Below are 17,858 nucleotides of genomic sequence, written 5' to 3'. Positions count from 1 at the left end.
CATGCATTCCTGGCAAGCTCTGAAAATAATTCAAAAAATTTCTCATAAGCATTTAATTTAGTTGGAGCAATGGTCGTCTTGTACTTGGGAGAGCGCAAATACTGCTGCTCCGCACCGTAACCAACTAACTGGAGCATCTTCATGCTGAGCCTTCACACCAATGCAGCGGCCTTGTCCGCACAAAATTCGATCTCGAAAACCCAATCGTCGCTGTCGACCTCGATGACCCGCCTGTCCACCGGCTACCGCATCAACTCGGCAATGGATGACGCTGCAGGCCTGCAAATTGCAACCCGCCTGAAGGCACAAACGAGCGGTATGGCCATGGCCATGCGCAACACGCAAAACGCCACGTCGATGATCCAGACCGCCGACGGCGCGCTGAGCGAAGCCAACAACATCCTGGTCCGCATGAAAGACCTGGCAACCCAGGCTGCGGACAGCTCCGCCAATGCCAGCGACAAGACCGCCATGCAGTCGGAATACGATGCACTGGGCACCGAACTGACCAACATCCTGGGCAACACCTCCTTCGGCGGCCAGAAACTGCTGAACAGCGCAGCAAGCGCAGCCGACAAAGCGGCCGCGACCCTGGCCAAGACCACTGCCGCTACCGCCGCTACTGCCGCCAGTGGCGTAGCCGCTGCGTCGCTGACCGCTTACAGCGCTGCGCAAACCGCCTACGCGGCTTCCGGCACCGTCGCCGATGCCGACGCCATGAACCTCGCTCAGGTACAGTACAACAAGGACCAACTGGCAGCAACCACGGCCAGCGCCCAGAGCACTGCAGCAGTCGCCTACGAGGCCGCGGCGCTGGCAGCTGGCAACGGCGGCAAGTTCTCCACCTCCCTGAGTTTCCAGATCGGTGCTTCGACGTCGGAAACCATGGGCCTGGACGTCTCCACCACCCTGACCACGATGCAAACGGCAGTCAAGGCAACCAGCGTCAACTTCAACGGTTTCGGCGCTGCAACGGGCGTCACCGGCACCGAATTGACAGCAGGCACCGCGTCGCCAATGATCGACAAGCTGTCGACGGCGATCGATGCGCTCGGCTCCCTGCGTTCGGCACTGGGCGCCGCTGGTAACCGCCTGGACCACGTTGCCACCAACCTGGCCAACGTCAGCACCAACACGCAAGCTGCTTCGGGCCGCATCATGGACACCGACTTCGCGACCGAAAGCTCGAACATGACCGCTTCGCAAATGCTGCTGCAAGCTGGTACCGCAATGTTGAAACAAAGCAACAGCATGTCCTCGATGGTCATGTCCCTGCTGCAATAATAGTCCCCGCGTCCTGACCTGGCTCAGGTCAGGCCGACCAGAGCCAACTGCGCAAGCAGTTGGCTTTTTTTTATTCATCCCACGCGGAGCGAGCAATGGCGATAGAGCGTGTGTCCGCAGGCAATCCCCTGCCCCTGATTACCCAGCGCCTCGACGTCAGCCCCGCTACGCCGATGACGCCAGGCGTGGTGCAGCCGCTGGTGCCCGTCGGCCCCTTCATGGCACCCGCCCCCGACGCCGGCACCCTGCCCGCGCAATTGCAGCAGGCGCAGGATGGCCTGGCCGCGCTGATCAAGCCGAACGCGGATGGCGCCGGCGGTGGCGCGACGGCGCGCGACAGCAGCGCCATGCAGGTCAATCAACTGTTTTTTACGCGCCAGCTGGTGTGGCAGCCGCCCGACCCGGCGCAGCTGGCCGCTTCCTGGCGCGTGATGGTCAGGACCTATGGCGAACAGTACGCCGCGCTGCAGGAGCAGGCGCGCGGCCAGCACCTGCCGGGCAAGCTGTTCATGGCCGAACAGCAGCCGGCGCTGCTGCGCGAAGGCGCCCGGCCGCCGCTGGCCATGGATGGCGAAGCATGGCGCTTTGCCGTCTACGGCTGGAGCGGACAGCGCCTGCTGCTGCGCGTGCTGGCCAGCGATGGCGACGAGGAACATGCGCCGCGCCGGCGCCAGGCCAAGGTGGCCCTGCGCGTCGAACTGCTCATCTTCGGCATCGGCCGCGTCCTGGTGCAGATGGAGCCGGTGGCCGATGGCGTGCTGCTGGAACTGGCCGCCGATGAAGAGCCGGCGGCCCTGCGCCACCTGCGCCGGGCCCTGCCCGCGATCGCCGACGCCGTGCGCCGCGCCGGCCTGCGCGTCGTGCGCTGCCGCCTGAACCGCCAGCTGCACGCCCAGCGCGTGCACGGCAACTACCCCATGCAGGCGGCGGCTGCCGCATTGTCGCTGCCCCTGTTCCGCGCCATGGCCGAAGTGGCGCTGCTGCTGACGCAGCCGGAAACGGAAGCGGCCGTCGAGCCCGAGGCGCCCGCCCCGCCAGCGCAGCAGGAGGAAGCGCCCATCGTCTCGCGCGAGGTGGCGGCGCCGCTGGGCTATGACTACGGCGATAACATTGATCTGCTACAAGAAGAGGTCTTGCTGCTGGCCGGCGAGCCCGCGCCGCAGCCGGACCTGCTGCCGCCCATCGACGAGCAGGATTGATACAGCACAATAAAAACGGCGCCCGAAGCGCCGTTTTTATACCTTACCTCACCGTTTACCCCACCGTGCCGATGATGCTCACTTCGCGGTTTTCCGGGATTTCGTTGTACGACAGTACATGCAGCCCCGGCGCGAACAGGCGCGCGTAGCGAGCCAGCAGCGGACGGATCTGCGGCAGCACGAGCAGCAGCGGCGGCGTCGCCTGCTGCTTCATCTGTTCGCGCGCCACCGGCATGTTCACCTGCAGCTGCGACAGCAGGTGCGGGTCGATCGGATAGTTATCCAGGGTCACCTTGCCCGCCTGGCGCGCCTGGTTCAAGGAACCGAGCAGCATGTTTTCCAGTTCGCCGCCCAGGTTGAACGCCTGCATTTCCATCTTCTGGCCGAACAGGCCGCTGACGATCTGGCGCCGCAGGGCGCAGCGCACTTCGGCCGCCAGCAGGATGGGGTCCTTGGTCGTCTCGGAGCTGTCGAGCAAGGTGGTGGCGATGGGCACGATATCCTTCAGGGACACATTTTCGGCCAGCAAGACGCGGAACACGCGCAGCAGCTGCGTGTGCGTCAGGGCCTTGTCCAGCGCCCCGGCGAGCTTGGGCGACAGGGCCGTCAGGCGTTCCATCATGTTGGAGACGTCTTCGTGGCGGAACAGCTCCGGAAGATACTCGCGCACCATCTTCGACAAGTGCGTGGCGATCACGCTGGGCGCCTCGATGACCTGGTAACCCAGGCCCAGCGCATGCGCCTTGTCGCCCGGCTCGATCCACGTGACGGGCATGCCGTAGGCCGGTTCGATGCCGGGAATGCCATCGAGCTGGCCATACACATTGGGCGACGGGATCGCCATCAGGCGGTCGGCCTGCACTTCCGCCTGCGCCACCACGGTGCCGGACAGCACGATCGCGTATTGCGACGGCTTCAGCGCCAGGTCGTCGCGCACGCCGATATTCGGCAACAGCAAGCCCATGGATTCGGACAGGCTCTGGCGCACGCCCTTGACGCGCTTATTTAAAGGTTCGCCCTGCGTCTTGTCCACCATGCCGACCAGCTTATAGCCCAGCATGACCATCAGCGGCTGCACGGCGGGCAGCTGCTGCCATTCCAGTTCGGCCGGCTTTTCCTCGCGCAGGGCCGCCTCGATGGCCGCCATGCCGGCCGCGTCGGGCGCCTTCACGCGCTTGGTCAGGCGCCATGCAACGAAGCCCAGCACGGCGGCAAAGGTCATGAACATGAACCACGGCATTCCCGGGATCAGGGCCAGCGCCACCATCATGCCGGCCGCGCTGAAGATCACCGTGGGCGACGTCAGCACCTGGCCTGCCACCTGCTGCTCGAAATCACCCGAATCGCTGATGCGCGTGACGAGGATGGCGGCGGCGGCCGACAGCAGCAGCGCGGGGATCTGCGCCACCAGGCCGTCACCGATGGTGAGCAGCGCGTACTGACGGAAGGCATCGCCGAACGACAGGTCGTGCATCAGCGAGCCGATGGCCACGCCGCCCACCATGTTGATGATCAGGATCAATATGCTGGCGACGGCGTCGCCGCGCACGAACTTCGAGGCGCCGTCCATGGCGCCATAGAAGTCCGCTTCGGCGGCCACGTCCTTGCGGCGCAGCTGGGCTTTTTCCTGGTTGATCAGGCCGGCGTTCAGGTCGGCATCGATGGCCATCTGCTTGCCTGGCAAGGCGTCCAGGGTGAAGCGCGCGGACACTTCCGAGATGCGCTCGGCGCCCTTGGTGACGACGGCGAAGTTGATGATCATCAAGATCACGAAGACGACGATGCCGACGACGAAATTGCCGCCAATCACCACGTTGCCGAAGGCCTCGATGACTTTACCGGCCGCATCCGCGCCCGTGTGGCCATGCAGCAGCACCACGCGCGTGGAGGCCACGTTGAGGGTCAGCCTGAGCATGGTGGTGGCCAGGATCACCGTCGGGAAGACGGAGAAATCGAGCGGCCGCTTGGCCGAAACGCTGACGAGGATGACGATCAGTGCCAGCACGATATTGAACGTGAACAGGATATCGAGCAGCACGGGCGGCAGCGGCAGGATGATCATTGCCAGGATCACCAGCAGGAACAGCGGCGTGGCGAACTTGTGGCGGCGCATTTCAGCAACCAACCGGTTCAGGAAATTCATGAAGGTACTACCTCGCTCAAATGAGATGGCACGACCACCTCGGTGGGAAATGGGGGCTGGGCAGCACGCTGCCCAGAACGGAATGCTTTCAGCTGCAGGATGTAGTTCAGCACCTGCGAGACGGCCTGGTACAGCTGCACGGGAATCTGCTGCTGCACCTGGCTGGTGTTGTAGATGGCGCGCGCCAGCGGCGGCAGCTCCAGCGTTTCAATATCGTGTTCCTTGGCAACTTGGCGGATATACAGGGCCATCTCGTCGACGCCCTTGGCGACGACGAACGGCGCCTCGGCGCGGTCCTGGTCGTACTTCAGCGCCACGGCGTAATGCTCGGGGTTGACGATCACCACGTCGGCGTCGGGCACGGTCTTGCGCACGCTGCGCCGGCCGATCTGCTGCTGCAGCTGGCGGATGCGCTGGCGCACTTCGGGCCGCCCTTCGCTGCTCTTGTGCTCCTCCTTGACGTCCTGCTTGCTCATGCGCTGGTTGCGGGCAAAGAAGAAGGCCTGCGCCGGCACGTCGATGATGGCGAACAGCACGAACACGGCCACGAGGGCCATCAGGCCGTCGAGCATCAGGGCCGAGCCGTCCAGCATGGCCTGCTGCAAGGGCCGGTGCTGCAGGTCCACGTACTGCGTCAGGCTGGAGCGGCTCACGTGCACCAGCACCATGCCCAGCACGGCGGCCTTGGCGATGGACAGGCCGAATTCAAAGCCATGCTTGGGCGACACCAGCCGGCCCAGGTTCTTGGCCGGGCTCAGGCGCTCCATCTTCGGCATCCAGTTCTTGCCGCTGATGACCCAGCCGCCGGGGATCAATGAACCGAGCACGACGAACAGGGGCACGCAGAACAGGGGCACGATCATCTTGATCAGCAGGCCCACCGAAGTGGTAAAGGCCATCGACATGGCATTGTCGAGCGCGCCTTTGCTGTCGAGCGGCATGAAGGACATGGCGAACAGCTGGCGGAACGTGTCCAGGTAGCCGGGCAGCAGGAAGACGAACAGCTTCATGCTGATCAGGATGCCCAGCGCCGTCGACAGGTCGCGCGAGCGCACCACCTGCCCTTCCTGGCGCGACTTCTTCAGCTTTTGCTGTGACGCCTTCTCGGTCTTGTCGCCGGTGCTGCTATCCGCCATGGGCCACCCGCATCTGTTCGGCGATCATATCGAGCACGCGATTCGTCATGGCGATATAGTGTTCGGGAATGAAGCGCACGATCTGCGCCAGCATCAGCAGGCCGAACACGGTGATCATGGAAAAGCCCAGCGAAAACAGGTTCAGCGACGGCGCCACGCGGTTCAGGAAGCCAAAGCCCAGCTGCACGACCATGGTGGAAAACACGATCGGCAAGGCCAGCAGCATGGCGGCGGCGAAAAGCCACGCCACGTTGTAGGCCACCGTCTGCAGCAGCAGCGGGGCATAGCCCTGCCCCACGGGCCAGGCCTTGAAACTGGCGCCGATCACGCCCGTGAGCACCAGGTGGCCGTCGACGGAAAAGAAAACGATCATGCACATGATGGTCAGCAGGCCCGTGATGACGTCCGACGAGGTGCCGTTCAGCGGGTCGTTCATGACGGCCATGGAAAAGCCCACCTGGCTCGACACGAGGTAGCCGAGCACGGACATCACCGACATGGCGAAATGGAAGGCCAGGCCCAGGATGAAGCCGATGACGGCCTGTTCCAGCGTGGCGACGACGGCATGCAGCGAAAACGGATCGATCTTCAGCAGCTCCTGCGAGGCGCCCGACGCCTGCATCACGGGCAGCATCAGGATGGCCAGCACCAGCGACAGCAGGATGCGCACGGTGGCCGGCACGGCGCCGTCGCCGATCACGGGCGAGGCGCTGAGCATGGCCAGGATGCGGCAGAACGGCCACCACACGGCCAGCAGAAACGGCAGCACCTGGTTGAAAATCTGGTCCATGGCGCGCGGCGCTATCCGACCAGGGTGGCGGCGCGCTGAAAAATGGACACGCAATAATCCATCAGGTAGCCGGCCATCCAGCGTCCGGCCAGGATCAGGGCCAGCAGTGTGACCAGCAGGCGCGGCAGGAAACTCATGGTCTGCTCATTGATGGACGTGGCCGCCTGTACCAGCGCGACCAGCAAGCCCATGAGCAGGCCGGGCACGACGAGGATGACCACCAGCAGCATCACAACATGCAGCGCTTCGATGATCAGGTCGACGGCGACTTCAGGGGTCAACATGGATCAATACGCCTGTATGCTGGTAACTAAGGTGTTGACGGTCAAGGTCCAGCCGTCGACGAGCACGAACAGCAGCAGCTTGAACGGCAGCGAAATGACCAGCGGCGACAGCATCATCATGCCCATCGCCATCAGCACGGACGCCACCACCAGGTCGATGATGAGGAACGGTATGAACAGCATGCACCCGATCTGGAAAGCCGTCTTGAGTTCGGACAAGACAAACGCGGCCAGCTTGACCGTGAAGCTGTGGTCCTGCGGGCGCATGGTCGACGGTTCGCCGGCCAGGTGGGCGATCTGCGCCAGCGCCGCCTTGCTCGTCTGCGCCAGCATGAAGCGCGAAATCGGCACTTCGGCGATCTTCAGGGCTTCCTGCATGCCGATCTGGTCGCGGTCGTAGGGCACGAAGGCTTCCTTCCACACCTGATCGCCGATGGGACGCATGACGAGCAGGGTCAGGATCAGGGCGATGCCGGTGACGATGCGGTTGGGCAAGCCCTGCTGCAGGCCCAGGGCCTGGCGCAGCAGCGACAGCACGATGACGAAGCGGGTAAAGCTGGTCATCATCATGACCATCACGGGCAGCAGCCCGAGCAGGGTCATGACGACGAGGATCTGCATCTTCACCGACAGGTCGGTCTTCGCGCCCGGCACCACGCCGGACAGCAGGTCCTGGGCGCCGGCGGCGCTGCAGCACAGCATCAGAACGGGCAAGGCAAGCGCGGCGGCCAGCGGGCCGTGGCGCCGGGTCACACCGGGTACCGCCAGCTTCATGCTGTCATCAGGTCGAGATTGAGGCCGTCGAGGTCGATGACTTTCAAGCCATAGTTTTCACCCGCCACCACCACTTCGGCACGGCCGATGGGCGTGCCATTGACCTTGATCACCAGCGGCTCGCCGGCCAGCATGTCGAGTTCGATCACGCTTTCCGGGCCGATGGCCATCAACTCCTCCAGCGAGATGCGCGCCGAGCCCACTTCCAGCGTGAGGGTCACGGGAATCTTGCGCATCATTTGCGGAATGTCGCGCCGCGCGCGGGTGCTGGCCACGTCGGCGACGTCGCCCTGGTCGATGATCATATCGTCGCCCAGGTCTTCCAGCAGGGTTTCGCTCTGGTTGGTATCGGTCATATTCATATTATTCGACATCTTCAAATGAGGTTAAACAGAGCTTGCCCTTGTGTTCGGAAACGGCTGCTGTAAATAAACGGGAATCGTCGAGCATCACGTCGGTGCGACTCAGGCTGACGGGAATCACGTCGCCCACGCGCAGGTCGAACAGGGCGCCCAGTTGCACCTGCTTGCTGACGAGACGGCCCTCGAGGGTCACCTGCAGGCGCGACGCCAGCGGGCGCACGCTGCGCAGGGCCTTCTTCGCCTGCGCGCGCTCGGGCAGCAAGCCGCGCAGCACGTCGGCCATCAGGCGCTTGTCGAGCGAAAACCAGAAGCTGCCGCTCTGCCCCGCCTCGACATCGCTGAGCGAGACGGTGACGATCCAGCTGCCGCGCGCCGGATGCACGCCCGACTGCACGGCGACCTCGGCACTGGCATCGATGGCGCTGTCCTTGCCCAGCGCTTGCAGGTTCTTGTGGATGCGCGCGAACAGGCTGGACACCAGCTGTTGTCCCAGCACCACAGCCAGGCGCTCTTCCGTCGCGGTCACGCGCACGCGGGCCGGATCGGGCAGCGCGCCCTTGGCACCGGCACTGCCGTAACGATAGTTGAGCACGCTCAAGAGTATCTGGCGCTCGAGCGTGAAGCCGGCCTGGCCGGCGGACGTGGAGAAACTCAGCCAGCGGTTCACGCTGTCTTCGCTCTCGACGCGCGACAAGGCGACGGCATCGATCTGGAAATTGCCCCAGTAGCGGCGGCTCATGGGCTGGCGCAAGGCCACGGCCAGGTCGTCGCGCAGCTGGGCGCCGAAGACATGCAGCAAATGGACAGGACGTCCGAGCAGACAGGAATCCAGGACTTGATGGCGCGTAGTTTGATCTGTCTTGGTAATGGTTGTCATGTAGTAGTCATGTCGGTATTGCGGTGGCAGAACAAATTATACGGATCGCCCGAAATTAAATACAGCATCATCTTGGCCTTGCCGATGGCAATGCCGGCAAACGATTGCGCATCGTATCGCATGCTGCATGATTACGGTGCTGAACAATACAGGAAAAACCTAAATATTGCCATGTATCAATATTTCTTGAGCCAATCCTCTCTTTACTTTATAGTTGCCGCGAGGTAAGCTTATAGCGACAAAAATTAGATTTGCAGTGCGCCATTCCGCTTACCTGATTCCGGTTTTTATGGCAGTTTCCAGTCCCTCTTATTGCCACCTGTAGAAACTTTATCAGCTCTATATTGGTTGTCATGGCCATGTAAATCGCGTCGGCGTGGGTTTGCTGGATTTGTTTCGATCTGCTTGCAGCGGATGGTGTGGCAACTGATAAGACTGATGGGCCCTGGGAATCGGGCCGGGCGGGTGGCAGGACGATGGCCTTCCGCTGGCATGGCAACACCAGTATTTCTGATTGATACGTCACCGCATATTGAAAGTAGAGGGCAAGATGAGCAATGAACTCGCAGGTCTGATCAAGGCCGATCTGGCAGCACTGAGCAACGACGCGCGCGCCCTGGGCGCCAGCATCGCGCCGGCCGCCCACTTCGGCGGGCCGGAACAATCCGGCTTTTCCTTCGCACAAAGCATGAAAGACGCCGTCGGCAAGGTCAACAACGATGACCGCATGGCCGCGCAGAAAATGGGCGACGTCGACAGCGGCAAGAGCGATGACCTCGTCGGCGCCATGCTGGCCAGCCAGGAAGCGAGCCTGTCCTTCTCCATGTTGATGCAGGTACGCAACAAGGTCATGGGCGCCGTCGACGAACTCATCAAACTGCCCCTGTAAGATCCACGCCCAGATCCACGCCCTGCCTCCCAGCGAAAGTTACTCCAAGTGATTACCCCCATGAAGTCCGCATTTGCGCGCTGGCGCCTTGGCGCCCAGCCCGCCATCCCGCCCGCCCTGCTGAAAAACCTGGTTCCCATCGTCGCGCTGGCCGTCGGCATCACCGCCATGGTGACCATGTATGCCTGGCGCGACCAGGCCAACTACAAGCCGGTCTTCGGCGCGCGCGAAAAAGTGGCCGTGACGGACATGATGGCGACGCTGGACGCGGAACACATCCCCTACCGCCTGCATCCGGACAGCGGCCAGGTGCTGGTGCCCGACGCCATGCTGGGCAAGGTGCGCATGCTGCTCGCCTCGAAGGGCGTGACGGCGCAGCTGCCGGCCGGCCTGGAACTGATGGACAAGAACGACCCGCTGGGCGTATCGCAGTTCGTGCAGGACGTGCGCTTCCGCCGCGGCCTGGAAGGCGAGCTGGCGCAAAGCATCATGACGATGGACGCGATTGCTTCGGCGCGCGTCCATCTGTCGATTGCCAAGTCGACCTCCTTCGTTGCCAGCGATGGCGACAAATCGTCCGCCTCCGTGGTGGTGGCCCTGAAACCGGGCCGCACCCTGGCGCCGGAACAGATCGCCGCCGTCATCAACATGGTGGCCGGCAGCGTCGCCAGCCTGGCGCCCACGCGCGTGAGCCTGGTCGACCAGGGCGGCAACCTGCTGTCCTCGCACGTCGACCTGAGCGATGGCTTCGACGCTTCGGCGGCCGGCAATGAAGGCGCAAAACGTTTCCAGGATGACATCCGCCGCAACGTCACGGGCTTGCTCGGCCCCGTCATCGGCGAAGACAACTTCAAGCTCAGCGTGACGGCCGCCGTGAACAACGACCGCGTGGACGAAACGCTGGAAAAATACGGCGAAGCGCCGAAAGTGACGAGCGAAGCGATGCGCGAAGAGCAGGAACGCAACCGCACCGTGGCCGGCATTCCCGGCAGCCTGTCGAACCGTCCGCCCGCCGCCGCCGTGCCCGCCCCTGCCGATGCGGCCGGCGCCGCGCCCGCCGATGGCGCGCCGAAGCCGTCCGACGACGGCACGGCCCGCAAGAATGCCACCACGCGCCAGTACGCCTACGACCGCAGCATCACGCAGATCAAGCGCAGCCGCGGCCGCCTGGAAAAACTCAGCGTCGCCGTCGTGCTCAACAGCGCCGCCGCACCGAACCCCAAGACGGGCTGGACGCCTGCCGAACTGGGCAATATCGAAGCAATGCTGCGCAGCGGCCTGGGCATCAACACCCAGCGCGGCGACAGCCTGAGCCTGACGGCCCTGGCCTTCCCTGCCAAGGCGCCCGTGGCCCAGTGGTGGGAAGAACGCGACACCGTCGTCGACTTCAGCAGCTGGCTGCTGTATGCGCTCGGCGCCGTGCTCGGCTACTTCCTGATCCTGCGTCCGCTGCTGCGCCTGCTGACTGCGCGCCTGGCGCCGCCCGTGCTGAAACAGCTCGATCCTGCCCCGGCCCTGGCCGGCAGCAGTACCGCCGCCGGCGCGAGTGGCGCGGCCGTCGCCGGTGCGCCGGCCCTGGGCCTCAATGGCATGCCGGCCCTCGAAGGCGAAGCGGCCGCGACGGGCAGCATGCCGGTCGTGCCGCTGCTGGAAAACTATGACTTGCCGCCGCCTGGCTCGGCGGTCGACGTGATGGTCGACCACCTGAAAGTGCTGGCTGAAAAAGAACCCGAGCGTGTCGCCGAAGTCGTCAAACAATGGATGCAGAAAAATGGCCGAACTCAACAACAATAATTTCCCTGACGACGCAGAAGTCGAGAACGTCAGCCTGAGTCCCGTGGAACAGGCCGCCATCGTGCTGCTGAGCATGGGCGAAGAACAGGCAGCCAACGTGCTGCGCTGCCTGTCGCGCGAAGAATTGCTGGAAGTCACGCAAGTGATGTCGCGCATGAGCGGCATCAAGGTCGAGGCCGTGAAAACGGCCATGCAGACCTTTTTTGATGATTACCGCCAGCAAAGCGGCGTGCACGGCGCCTCGCGCAGCTACCTGAAGCGCTCGCTGGACATGGCGCTGGGCAGCGATATCGCGAACAGCGTGCTGAACAACATTTACGGCGATGCCATCCGTCCCAAGATGGCGCGCCTGCAGTGGGCTTCGCCGAAATGGCTGGCCGAATACATCGTCAACGAGCACGTGCAGATGCAGGCCGTGTTCCTCGCCTTCCTGCCGCCCGCGCTGGCCGGGCAGATCCTCGACGCCCTGCCCGCCGAAGGCCGCGACCTGGTCCTGCTGAACCTGGCCCGCCTGGACGAGATCGACCGCGACCTGCTGGTCGAGCTTGACGAACTCGTGGGCCGCTGCCTGGGCACGCTCGACACGCAGAGCACCAGCGTGGAAGGCATCCGCCAGGCGGCCGAGATCCTCAACCGCATGCCGGGCAACCGCGCCGCCCTCGTCGAGCTGCTGCGCGCGCACGACCCGGAGGTCGTGTCCGAGATCGAACTGAGCATGTACGACTTCCTGATCCTCGCCACGCAGAGCGATGTCACGCTCACGCGCATCCTGGAAGACGTGCCGATGGAACAGTGGGCCATCGCCCTGAAGGGCGCGGAACCGTCGATCCGCGAAGCCGTGCTGAAAACCATGCCGCGCCGCCAGGCGCAGAGCTTCGAGGACATGATGCGCCGGTCCGGCCCCGTGCCGCTGTCGCGCATCGAACAGACGCGCCAGGAAATCATGGCCACCGTCAAGGGCCTCGCCGATGCGGGCGAGATCGAGGTGCAGCTGTTTGCCGAAGCGGTGATCGAATGAAGCACTTTCGCTCGTATCGTTTCCCGCCCCTGTCGCAATTCATCGCCGCCGGCCAGCGCGCCTCCGCCGAGGACACGGACGGCCAGTGGCAGGCGTCCGTCTCGGAAGGCTTCGAGCAGGGCCAGCGCGACGGCTACGAAGTGGGCCTGGTGCAGGGCCAGCAGGATGGCTACGATGCCGGGCGCAGCGATGGCATGGCGCAGGGCCGCGAGGAAGGCCGCAATGAAACCCTGGTGGCCCTGGACCGCCTGGCGCGTCCCGTCGACGCCATCCTGCGCGACCTGAAAAAGGTGCGCGCCGACTACCGCGCCGCGCAGCGCAAGGAAGTGGTCGATCTGGTGGCCAAGGTGGCGCGCCAGGTGATCCGCGCCGAACTGGCGCTGCAGCCCGTGCAATTGCTGGCCCTGGTCGACGAGACCCTGGCCTCGATGCCGCCCACGCGCGAGGAAATCGACGTCTTCCTCAATCCGGAAGAACTCAAACGCATCAGCGAACTCGATCCGAAGCGCGCCAAGCGCTGGAACCTGATCGCCGACGCGCGCCTCGATGCGGGCGAATGCCGCATCAAGGCGGGCGACAATGAAGTCGACGCGGGCTGCCACCAGCGCCTGTCGGCCTGCATGGAACAGGTCAGCAGCCACCTGGCGCTGGCGGCCGAACACGCGGACCAGGGCGCGCCTGCATGATCGCCGACACGCTGCGCAGCTTCGAGATCGGCGATATCCCGGTCGCGACACCCACCGGCCGCCTGGTCGGCGCGTCCGGCCTGCTGCTGGAAAGCGCCGGCTGCCGGTTGCACACGGGCCAGCGTTGTCAAATTGAAACTGTGAATGGCGAGTGGCTCGACGCGCAAGTGGTGGGTTTCCGCGAAAAGCTGTCCTACCTGATGCCGTTCAAGAAGGCCACGGGCCTGACCACCGGCGCGCGCGTGCTGCCCCTGCCCGACAAGGCCAGCCTGCAGATCGGCCCCTCGTGGCTGGGCCGCATGGTCAATGGCCTGGGCGAGCCCATCGACGACCTGGGCCGCCTCGGCGGCGAGCACATCCTGGAAGTGACGCCGCCGAAGATCAATCCCCTGAAGAAACAACCCGTGGTCGAGCCCCTGGACGTGGGCGTGCGCGCCATCAACAGCATGCTGACCCTGGGCAAGGGCCAGCGCGTGGGCCTGATGGCCGGTTCCGGCGTGGGCAAGAGCGTGCTGCTGGGCCTGATCACGCGCCAGACGGTGGCCGACGTCGTCGTCGTCGGCCTGATCGGCGAGCGGGGCCGCGAAGTGCGCGAATTCGTCGAAAAATCGCTGGGTGCGGAAGGCTTGAAGAAAGCCGTGCTGGTAATCGCCCCGGCCGATGAATCGCCCTTGATGCGCATCATGGCCACCGAACTGTGCCATTCCATCGCCGCCCATTACCGCGACCAGGGCAAGCACGTGCTGCTGCTCGTCGATTCGCTCACGCGCTATGCGATGGCCTTGCGCGAAGTGGCGCTGGCTCTGGGCGAGCCGCCCGCCACGCGCGGCTATCCGCCGTCCGTCTTTTCGAACCTGCCGCAGCTGGTGGAAAGCGCCGGCAACGGCGCCCACCAGGACGGCAGCATGAGCGCCATCTATACCGTGCTGGCCGAAGGCGACGACCAGCAGGACCCGGTGGTCGACACGGCGCGCGCGATTCTCGACGGCCACATCGTGCTCACGCGCGAACTGGCCGAGCGGGGCCACTACCCCGCCATCGACATCGCTGCCTCGATCAGCCGCTGCATGGCGCAAGTCATCACGCCCGAGCACATGCAGGCGGCGCGCGCGCTGAAAGCGTCGATGGCGCGCCATGCGCGCGTGCGCGACCTGATCCCGCTGGGCGCCTACGTGCCCGGCGCCGACCCCATCACCGACCGCGCCGTGCAGCTGCACGGGCCGATCGAGGCCTTCCTGTGCCAGGGCACCAAGGAAGAGGCGCCGATGGGGCCATGCATCGAACAACTTGAACACATCATGGCCTAGGAGTATTTGTGAGCGACGCGCATACCATCCGCAACCTGACCACCCTGGTCGGCCTGCGCAGCACCGAGGTGGAACGCCTGCAAGGCGAAATGGCGGCACAGACGGCCGTGCGCGAGCGCTACCAGAAGAACCTGGAGCGCCTGACGGGCCTGTACACGGATAGCGGCCCCAGCGGTGCCCTGCCCCTGGCCCTGTCCGTCAACTGCGGCAATTTCAAGCAGGCCGTCATGCAGATGGCCGACCAGCACCGTACCGACTTGCACCTGCACGAGGCCAACATGGCCATCTCGCAGCGCGCCCTGAACACGGCCTGGGCCAAGCGCGAAGTGCTGGACCAGGTGCTGACGCAGAAACAGAAGCATGTTACAAATGAGCAACAACGAGTGGATGCCAAGCGGCAGGATGAACTGGCAACGCAATTCTGGTTCCGCGGGCAGGTAAAATAATGTTTTGCAGAAATAATTTCAGAAAAGTGGATATTTGGTCGCCTTGTCATTGGGTATATCCTGCATGCTAATTTTAGGAGTTTGACATGGCCCTTTCCACCAACGCTTCGAATACATACGATCCGACGGCATCCGCCCAGGCATTGACCGACAAATACACGGCCGACCTGCAGGCGCGCATTACCGCCCAGACCAAGGCGGCGACGGCCACATCGGGTGGGCTGACAAACCTGAAAATGGCCTTGACCACGTTCAGTTCAAGCTTGCTGGGACTGACCAACGGCAAGACCCTGCTGACACAGAGCGCCGCCCTGAGCAACACTGCACTGGGCAGCGCCACGGCTTCTGCGACGGCGGCTCCTGGCACCTACTCCCTGTTCGTGGAACAGGTCGCCACAAATCACCAGGTGTCGTTCGGTAACCTGGGGGATACCCCTGCCGCAGCGGCTGGCACGCTGAAGATCAAGGTGGGCACAGGTGATTTCACGGTGGACTTGAGCAAGGCCAACAGCAATGGTGATCAATTGCTGTCGGTCAAGGAAATTGCCGCCGCCATCAATGCGGAACCGAAGAACAACTCGCGCGTAACGGCGTCCGTCATTACCATCGGCGGCGTGGCCCAGCTCGTATTGACCTCGAATGTCAGCGGCACGGAAGGAAAGCTGGACTTCGACACCAGCGCGCTCGGTGGCGGTGCCCTGGAAACGGCGATGACACCCCAGCCGAAAGAGCTGGTCGAAGCCAAGAACGCCATCCTCTGGGTCGGCGCCAGGCCTGCCGATGGACAGGACAACGGCAGCCGTATCGAACAATCGTCGAATACCTTCAGTAACATCGACGGCGTGAAGATGACGTTTACCAAGGCCCAGGCCATCGGCGACGCGCCGATGACGCTGACCGTGGCGCTCGATTCGTCCGCCACGACGACCAATGCGCAGAGCTTTGTCACCGCCTACAACAAGCTCAAGGCCGTACTCGACGGTTTGACCGATCCGGGCGATCCATCGTCCGGCAAGGCGGCAGGCGTCTTTTCGGCCGACAGCGGCGTGCGCGTGCTGCGCGACCAGCTGGTGCGCACCCTGCGCGAGACGGCCGCGGGATCGCTGGCCACTTTCGGCATCACGGCACAGCGAAACGGCACCCTGGCGCTCGACACGACCAAGTTCGACGCGGCGATGAAAGCCAATCCGGCCGGGCTGGACAAGGCAATCGGTGACTACTCGAGCAACACACCGAGCGGTATCGCAGGCAAGCTCAACAAGTTCGTCGACAGCTGGACTTCCGCCAACGGCATGCTGACGCAGCGCGAAACCTCGGTATCCAAGCTGCAAAAGTCGCTCGACGAACGCCAGGCCAAGTTCGAAGCCGACTACACGGCCATGTATAACCGCTACAAGGCGCAATTTACGCAACTGCAAGCCTTGCAGGCGCGCATGTCGCAAACGACGGATATGTTCGATGCCCTGTTCGGCAGCGACAAGACTAAATAGAGGCAGTCGCCGTCCGTGCGCGGACGGCGACTGCCTGCCAGCGACACCCAGCTTTTAGAGTGAGAAAAAATGATGAATCAAGATGCATACAGTAATTACCACGCCGTCAACCTGGATGCGCAGACGTCGCGCGCCACCCCAGTCGAACTGGTCTTGCTGCTCACCGACGGCTTGCTGGAAGAACTGGCGCGCGCGCGCGGACATATCGTAGGTAAGCGCTACGAACAAAAGGCCATCAGCCTGGACAAATGCACGGAAATCATCAATGGCCTGTCGAGCTCGCTCGATTTCGAGAATGGCGGCGAGGTCGTGGCCAATCTGGGCCGCCTGTACGAATATTGCACGGGCCGCCTGTACATGGCCGGCATCACCCTCGACCCTGCCCTCATCGATGAAGTGACGACCTTGTTGACGACCATCAAGCAAGGCTGGCTCGGCGTCCAGGCCAAGAATGGATAGGACACCGGCCTTGCAGCAACTGACGCGCGAACTGCACGCCGCCGCCGGCCAGCAGGACTGGAACGCGCTCGAGCAGCTGGAGCGCAAGCTGGCGCAGCAATTGCCGCTGCTGGCGGGACAGGGCGCGCTCAGCGACAGCGAACACACCGCCCTGCTCACCCTGCGCCGCGTGCATGGGCAGGCATTGCAAATCTGCAGCAACGAAAAACAGCGCCTGGGCCTGCACATGGGCGAGATACACTCGAAACAGGAAGGCTGGGTTGCATATGCGCTTGAAAGCGATATGTACCAGGATGGAAATCAAGCATGAACATCAGTTTTAACATGACAGCCACTATGGCCGCCCCTACTCCAGCCGGCGCCGGCATCGTTGCTGGCGCGGCAGTCAATCCGCCGGCCGATGCCGCCACCAGCGCGCCGCCGCCTGCCCTGCCCGCCCAGTACGCGGCGCTGCCGTCGGGTTTGCCGCTGTTCGCGCAGGCGCTGGGCGTGGCCATGAATGACGCGGCGACGGCCCTGCCGCCGCCGGCCGGCACGCAGGCCGACGTCCCCGCCAAACCGGCCGAGGCCGGCGACAGTGTTCCCGCCGACATCGCCCAGGCCGGCGCCACGCCCGATGCCGGGCTGGCCGCCATGGCGCCGCCCCTGATGCCGCCCGCGGCCATGCCCGTGCCGCCGGCCCTGCCCGCCGCCACGCCGGTACCGGCACCGGCCGGCAGCGCGGCAGACGCAGAGGCGACCGCGCCGCGCCTTGCCGTCATTTCCGCACAGCAAATCAGCGTGCAGCAGAATCCCGCCCTGAACATCAGCCTGCATCCGGCCGCCGTGACGCTCAATGCGCCAGCGGCGCCGGGCCGCGACGCGCGCGAGCCGCTGGCGGCCGCGTTTCCGTCGCCCTCCGCCGACGGCGACGCCGGCGC

General features: G+C 64.2%; 18 protein-coding genes and 1 pseudogene. 12 read left to right on the top strand and 7 right to left on the bottom strand.

Translation table 11 applies throughout. The features are described from left to right. Window positions 1-141 precede the first annotated feature (141 nt). Together AC07VL_RS09515 and AC07VL_RS09510 are read left to right on the top strand one after the other, a co-directional pair. Window positions 142-1,284 (top strand): flagellin N-terminal helical domain-containing protein, encoded by a 1,143-nt coding sequence (locus AC07VL_RS09515; RefSeq protein WP_494805615.1) that lies wholly within the window; start codon window positions 142-144, stop codon window positions 1,282-1,284. 95 nt (window positions 1,285-1,379) lie between these two features. Further along, window positions 1,380-2,483, top strand: coding sequence for a hypothetical protein (locus AC07VL_RS09510; RefSeq protein WP_494805614.1), 1,104 nt, complete (start codon window positions 1,380-1,382; stop codon window positions 2,481-2,483). Between the two features lie 55 nt (window positions 2,484-2,538). On the opposite strand, the gene AC07VL_RS09505 is transcribed toward AC07VL_RS09510, so the two are convergent. Genes AC07VL_RS09505 through AC07VL_RS09475 form a run of 7 tightly spaced genes read right to left on the bottom strand, consistent with a single transcriptional unit; the run spans window position 2,539 to window position 8,849 of the window. After that, window positions 2,539-4,626: a flagellar biosynthesis protein FlhA gene (locus tag AC07VL_RS09505; protein ID WP_494805613.1), complete on the bottom strand. Its 2,088-nt coding sequence runs from the start codon at window positions 4,624-4,626 to the stop codon at window positions 2,539-2,541. Further along, a complete protein-coding gene (flhB, locus tag AC07VL_RS09500) occupies window positions 4,623-5,762 on the bottom strand; it encodes a flagellar type III secretion system protein FlhB (RefSeq protein WP_494805612.1) in 1,140 nt (379 codons plus the stop codon). The genes AC07VL_RS09505 and flhB overlap by 4 nt, the downstream gene beginning before the upstream one ends. Further along, window positions 5,752-6,552: a flagellar biosynthetic protein FliR gene (locus AC07VL_RS09495; protein ID WP_494805611.1), complete on the bottom strand. Its 801-nt coding sequence runs from the start codon at window positions 6,550-6,552 to the stop codon at window positions 5,752-5,754. Before AC07VL_RS09495 ends, flhB begins: the two co-directional genes overlap by 11 nt. A gap of 11 nt (window positions 6,553-6,563) precedes the next feature. Beyond that, the gene (locus AC07VL_RS09490; protein ID WP_289905390.1) at window positions 6,564-6,836 is read right to left on the bottom strand and encodes a flagellar biosynthetic protein FliQ; all 273 of its coding nucleotides are present in this window, start codon (window positions 6,834-6,836) and stop codon (window positions 6,564-6,566) included. Window positions 6,837-6,839: 3 nt separating this feature from the next. Then, window positions 6,840-7,610, bottom strand: a complete 771-nt coding sequence (gene fliP / locus AC07VL_RS09485) for a flagellar type III secretion system pore protein FliP (protein ID WP_494805610.1) — start codon at window positions 7,608-7,610, stop codon at window positions 6,840-6,842. Continuing rightward, on the bottom strand, window positions 7,607-7,972 hold the full coding sequence (locus tag AC07VL_RS09480) for a FliM/FliN family flagellar motor switch protein (RefSeq protein WP_070220030.1): 366 nt from the start codon (window positions 7,970-7,972) through the stop codon (window positions 7,607-7,609). Before AC07VL_RS09480 ends, fliP begins: the two co-directional genes overlap by 4 nt. Window position 7,973: 1 nt before the next feature. Next, the gene (locus AC07VL_RS09475) at window positions 7,974-8,849 is read right to left on the bottom strand and encodes a FliM/FliN family flagellar motor switch protein (protein ID WP_494805609.1); all 876 of its coding nucleotides are present in this window, start codon (window positions 8,847-8,849) and stop codon (window positions 7,974-7,976) included. 550 nt (window positions 8,850-9,399) lie between these two features. On the opposite strand from AC07VL_RS09475, the gene fliE reads away from it, so the two are divergent. The 10 genes and pseudogenes from fliE to AC07VL_RS09425 form a co-directional block, all read left to right on the top strand. Further along, a complete protein-coding gene (fliE, locus tag AC07VL_RS09470; protein WP_494805608.1) occupies window positions 9,400-9,738 on the top strand; it encodes a flagellar hook-basal body complex protein FliE in 339 nt (112 codons plus the stop codon). A 60-nt stretch (window positions 9,739-9,798) separates the two neighbouring features. Beyond that, on the top strand, window positions 9,799-11,532 hold the full coding sequence (gene fliF / locus AC07VL_RS09465) for a flagellar basal-body MS-ring/collar protein FliF (RefSeq protein ID WP_494805607.1): 1,734 nt from the start codon (window positions 9,799-9,801) through the stop codon (window positions 11,530-11,532). After that, entirely contained in the window at window positions 11,510-12,550 is a 1,041-nt protein-coding gene (locus AC07VL_RS09460; protein ID WP_290604001.1) for a flagellar motor switch protein FliG, read from the top strand. The genes fliF and AC07VL_RS09460 overlap by 23 nt, the downstream gene beginning before the upstream one ends. Continuing rightward, complete coding sequence (gene fliH, locus AC07VL_RS09455) at window positions 12,547-13,236, top strand: flagellar assembly protein FliH (RefSeq protein ID WP_494805606.1); 690 nt, start codon at window positions 12,547-12,549, stop codon at window positions 13,234-13,236. Before AC07VL_RS09460 ends, fliH begins: the two co-directional genes overlap by 4 nt. Further along, entirely contained in the window at window positions 13,233-14,543 is a 1,311-nt protein-coding gene (fliI, locus tag AC07VL_RS09450) for a flagellar protein export ATPase FliI (protein ID WP_494805605.1), read from the top strand. The genes fliH and fliI overlap by 4 nt, the downstream gene beginning before the upstream one ends. 8 nt (window positions 14,544-14,551) lie before the next feature. Then, a complete protein-coding gene (locus AC07VL_RS09445) occupies window positions 14,552-14,989 on the top strand; it encodes a flagellar export protein FliJ (protein WP_494805604.1) in 438 nt (145 codons plus the stop codon). 86 nt (window positions 14,990-15,075) lie between these two features. Continuing rightward, window positions 15,076-16,479, top strand: a complete 1,404-nt coding sequence (gene fliD, locus AC07VL_RS09440) for a flagellar filament capping protein FliD (RefSeq protein ID WP_494805603.1) — start codon at window positions 15,076-15,078, stop codon at window positions 16,477-16,479. Window positions 16,480-16,548: 69 nt separating this feature from the next. Beyond that, a complete protein-coding gene (gene fliS / locus AC07VL_RS09435) occupies window positions 16,549-16,938 on the top strand; it encodes a flagellar export chaperone FliS (protein ID WP_290604009.1) in 390 nt (129 codons plus the stop codon). Then, window positions 16,931-17,248 carry a flagellar protein FliT gene (gene fliT, locus AC07VL_RS09430; RefSeq protein ID WP_494805602.1) on the top strand — a complete coding sequence of 106 codons (318 nt, stop codon included), beginning with the start codon at window positions 16,931-16,933 and terminating at the stop codon, window positions 17,246-17,248. The genes fliS and fliT overlap by 8 nt, the downstream gene beginning before the upstream one ends. Continuing rightward, a pseudogene (locus AC07VL_RS09425) lies at window positions 17,245-17,858 on the top strand (hypothetical protein); the annotation flags it as partial. The gene fliT and the pseudogene AC07VL_RS09425, both read left to right, overlap by 4 nt.

The sequence above is a fragment of the Janthinobacterium sp. GW821-FHT03C08 genome (assembly GCF_059420905.1).
The sequence above is the reverse complement of the archived record's forward strand: the minus strand, read 5'-3'. Positions and strand labels throughout refer to the sequence as shown.

Bases quoted from the DNA above. Each gene is read 5' to 3' on its own strand.
- fliD (WP_494805603.1), top strand. From the start codon at position 15,076: ATGGCCCTTTCCACCAACGCTTCGAATACATACGATCCGACGGCATCC.
- AC07VL_RS09460 (WP_290604001.1), top strand. From the start codon at position 11,510: ATGGCCGAACTCAACAACAATAATTTCCCTGACGACGCAGAAGTCGAG.
- fliS (WP_290604009.1), top strand. From the start codon at position 16,549: ATGATGAATCAAGATGCATACAGTAATTACCACGCCGTCAACCTGGAT.
- fliE (WP_494805608.1), top strand. From the start codon at position 9,400: ATGAGCAATGAACTCGCAGGTCTGATCAAGGCCGATCTGGCAGCACTG.
- AC07VL_RS09510 (WP_494805614.1), top strand. From the start codon at position 1,380: ATGGCGATAGAGCGTGTGTCCGCAGGCAATCCCCTGCCCCTGATTACC.
- AC07VL_RS09480 (WP_070220030.1), bottom strand. From the start codon at position 7,972: ATGAATATGACCGATACCAACCAGAGCGAAACCCTGCTGGAAGACCTG.
- fliT (WP_494805602.1), top strand. From the start codon at position 16,931: ATGGATAGGACACCGGCCTTGCAGCAACTGACGCGCGAACTGCACGCC.
- fliI (WP_494805605.1), top strand. From the start codon at position 13,233: ATGATCGCCGACACGCTGCGCAGCTTCGAGATCGGCGATATCCCGGTC.
- flhB (WP_494805612.1), bottom strand. From the start codon at position 5,762: ATGGCGGATAGCAGCACCGGCGACAAGACCGAGAAGGCGTCACAGCAA.
- AC07VL_RS09505 (WP_494805613.1), bottom strand. From the start codon at position 4,626: ATGAATTTCCTGAACCGGTTGGTTGCTGAAATGCGCCGCCACAAGTTC.
- AC07VL_RS09475 (WP_494805609.1), bottom strand. From the start codon at position 8,849: ATGACAACCATTACCAAGACAGATCAAACTACGCGCCATCAAGTCCTG.
- fliP (WP_494805610.1), bottom strand. From the start codon at position 7,610: ATGAAGCTGGCGGTACCCGGTGTGACCCGGCGCCACGGCCCGCTGGCC.
- AC07VL_RS09515 (WP_494805615.1), top strand. From the start codon at position 142: ATGCTGAGCCTTCACACCAATGCAGCGGCCTTGTCCGCACAAAATTCG.
- AC07VL_RS09495 (WP_494805611.1), bottom strand. From the start codon at position 6,552: ATGGACCAGATTTTCAACCAGGTGCTGCCGTTTCTGCTGGCCGTGTGG.
- AC07VL_RS09490 (WP_289905390.1), bottom strand. From the start codon at position 6,836: ATGTTGACCCCTGAAGTCGCCGTCGACCTGATCATCGAAGCGCTGCAT.
- fliF (WP_494805607.1), top strand. From the start codon at position 9,799: ATGAAGTCCGCATTTGCGCGCTGGCGCCTTGGCGCCCAGCCCGCCATC.
- fliH (WP_494805606.1), top strand. From the start codon at position 12,547: ATGAAGCACTTTCGCTCGTATCGTTTCCCGCCCCTGTCGCAATTCATC.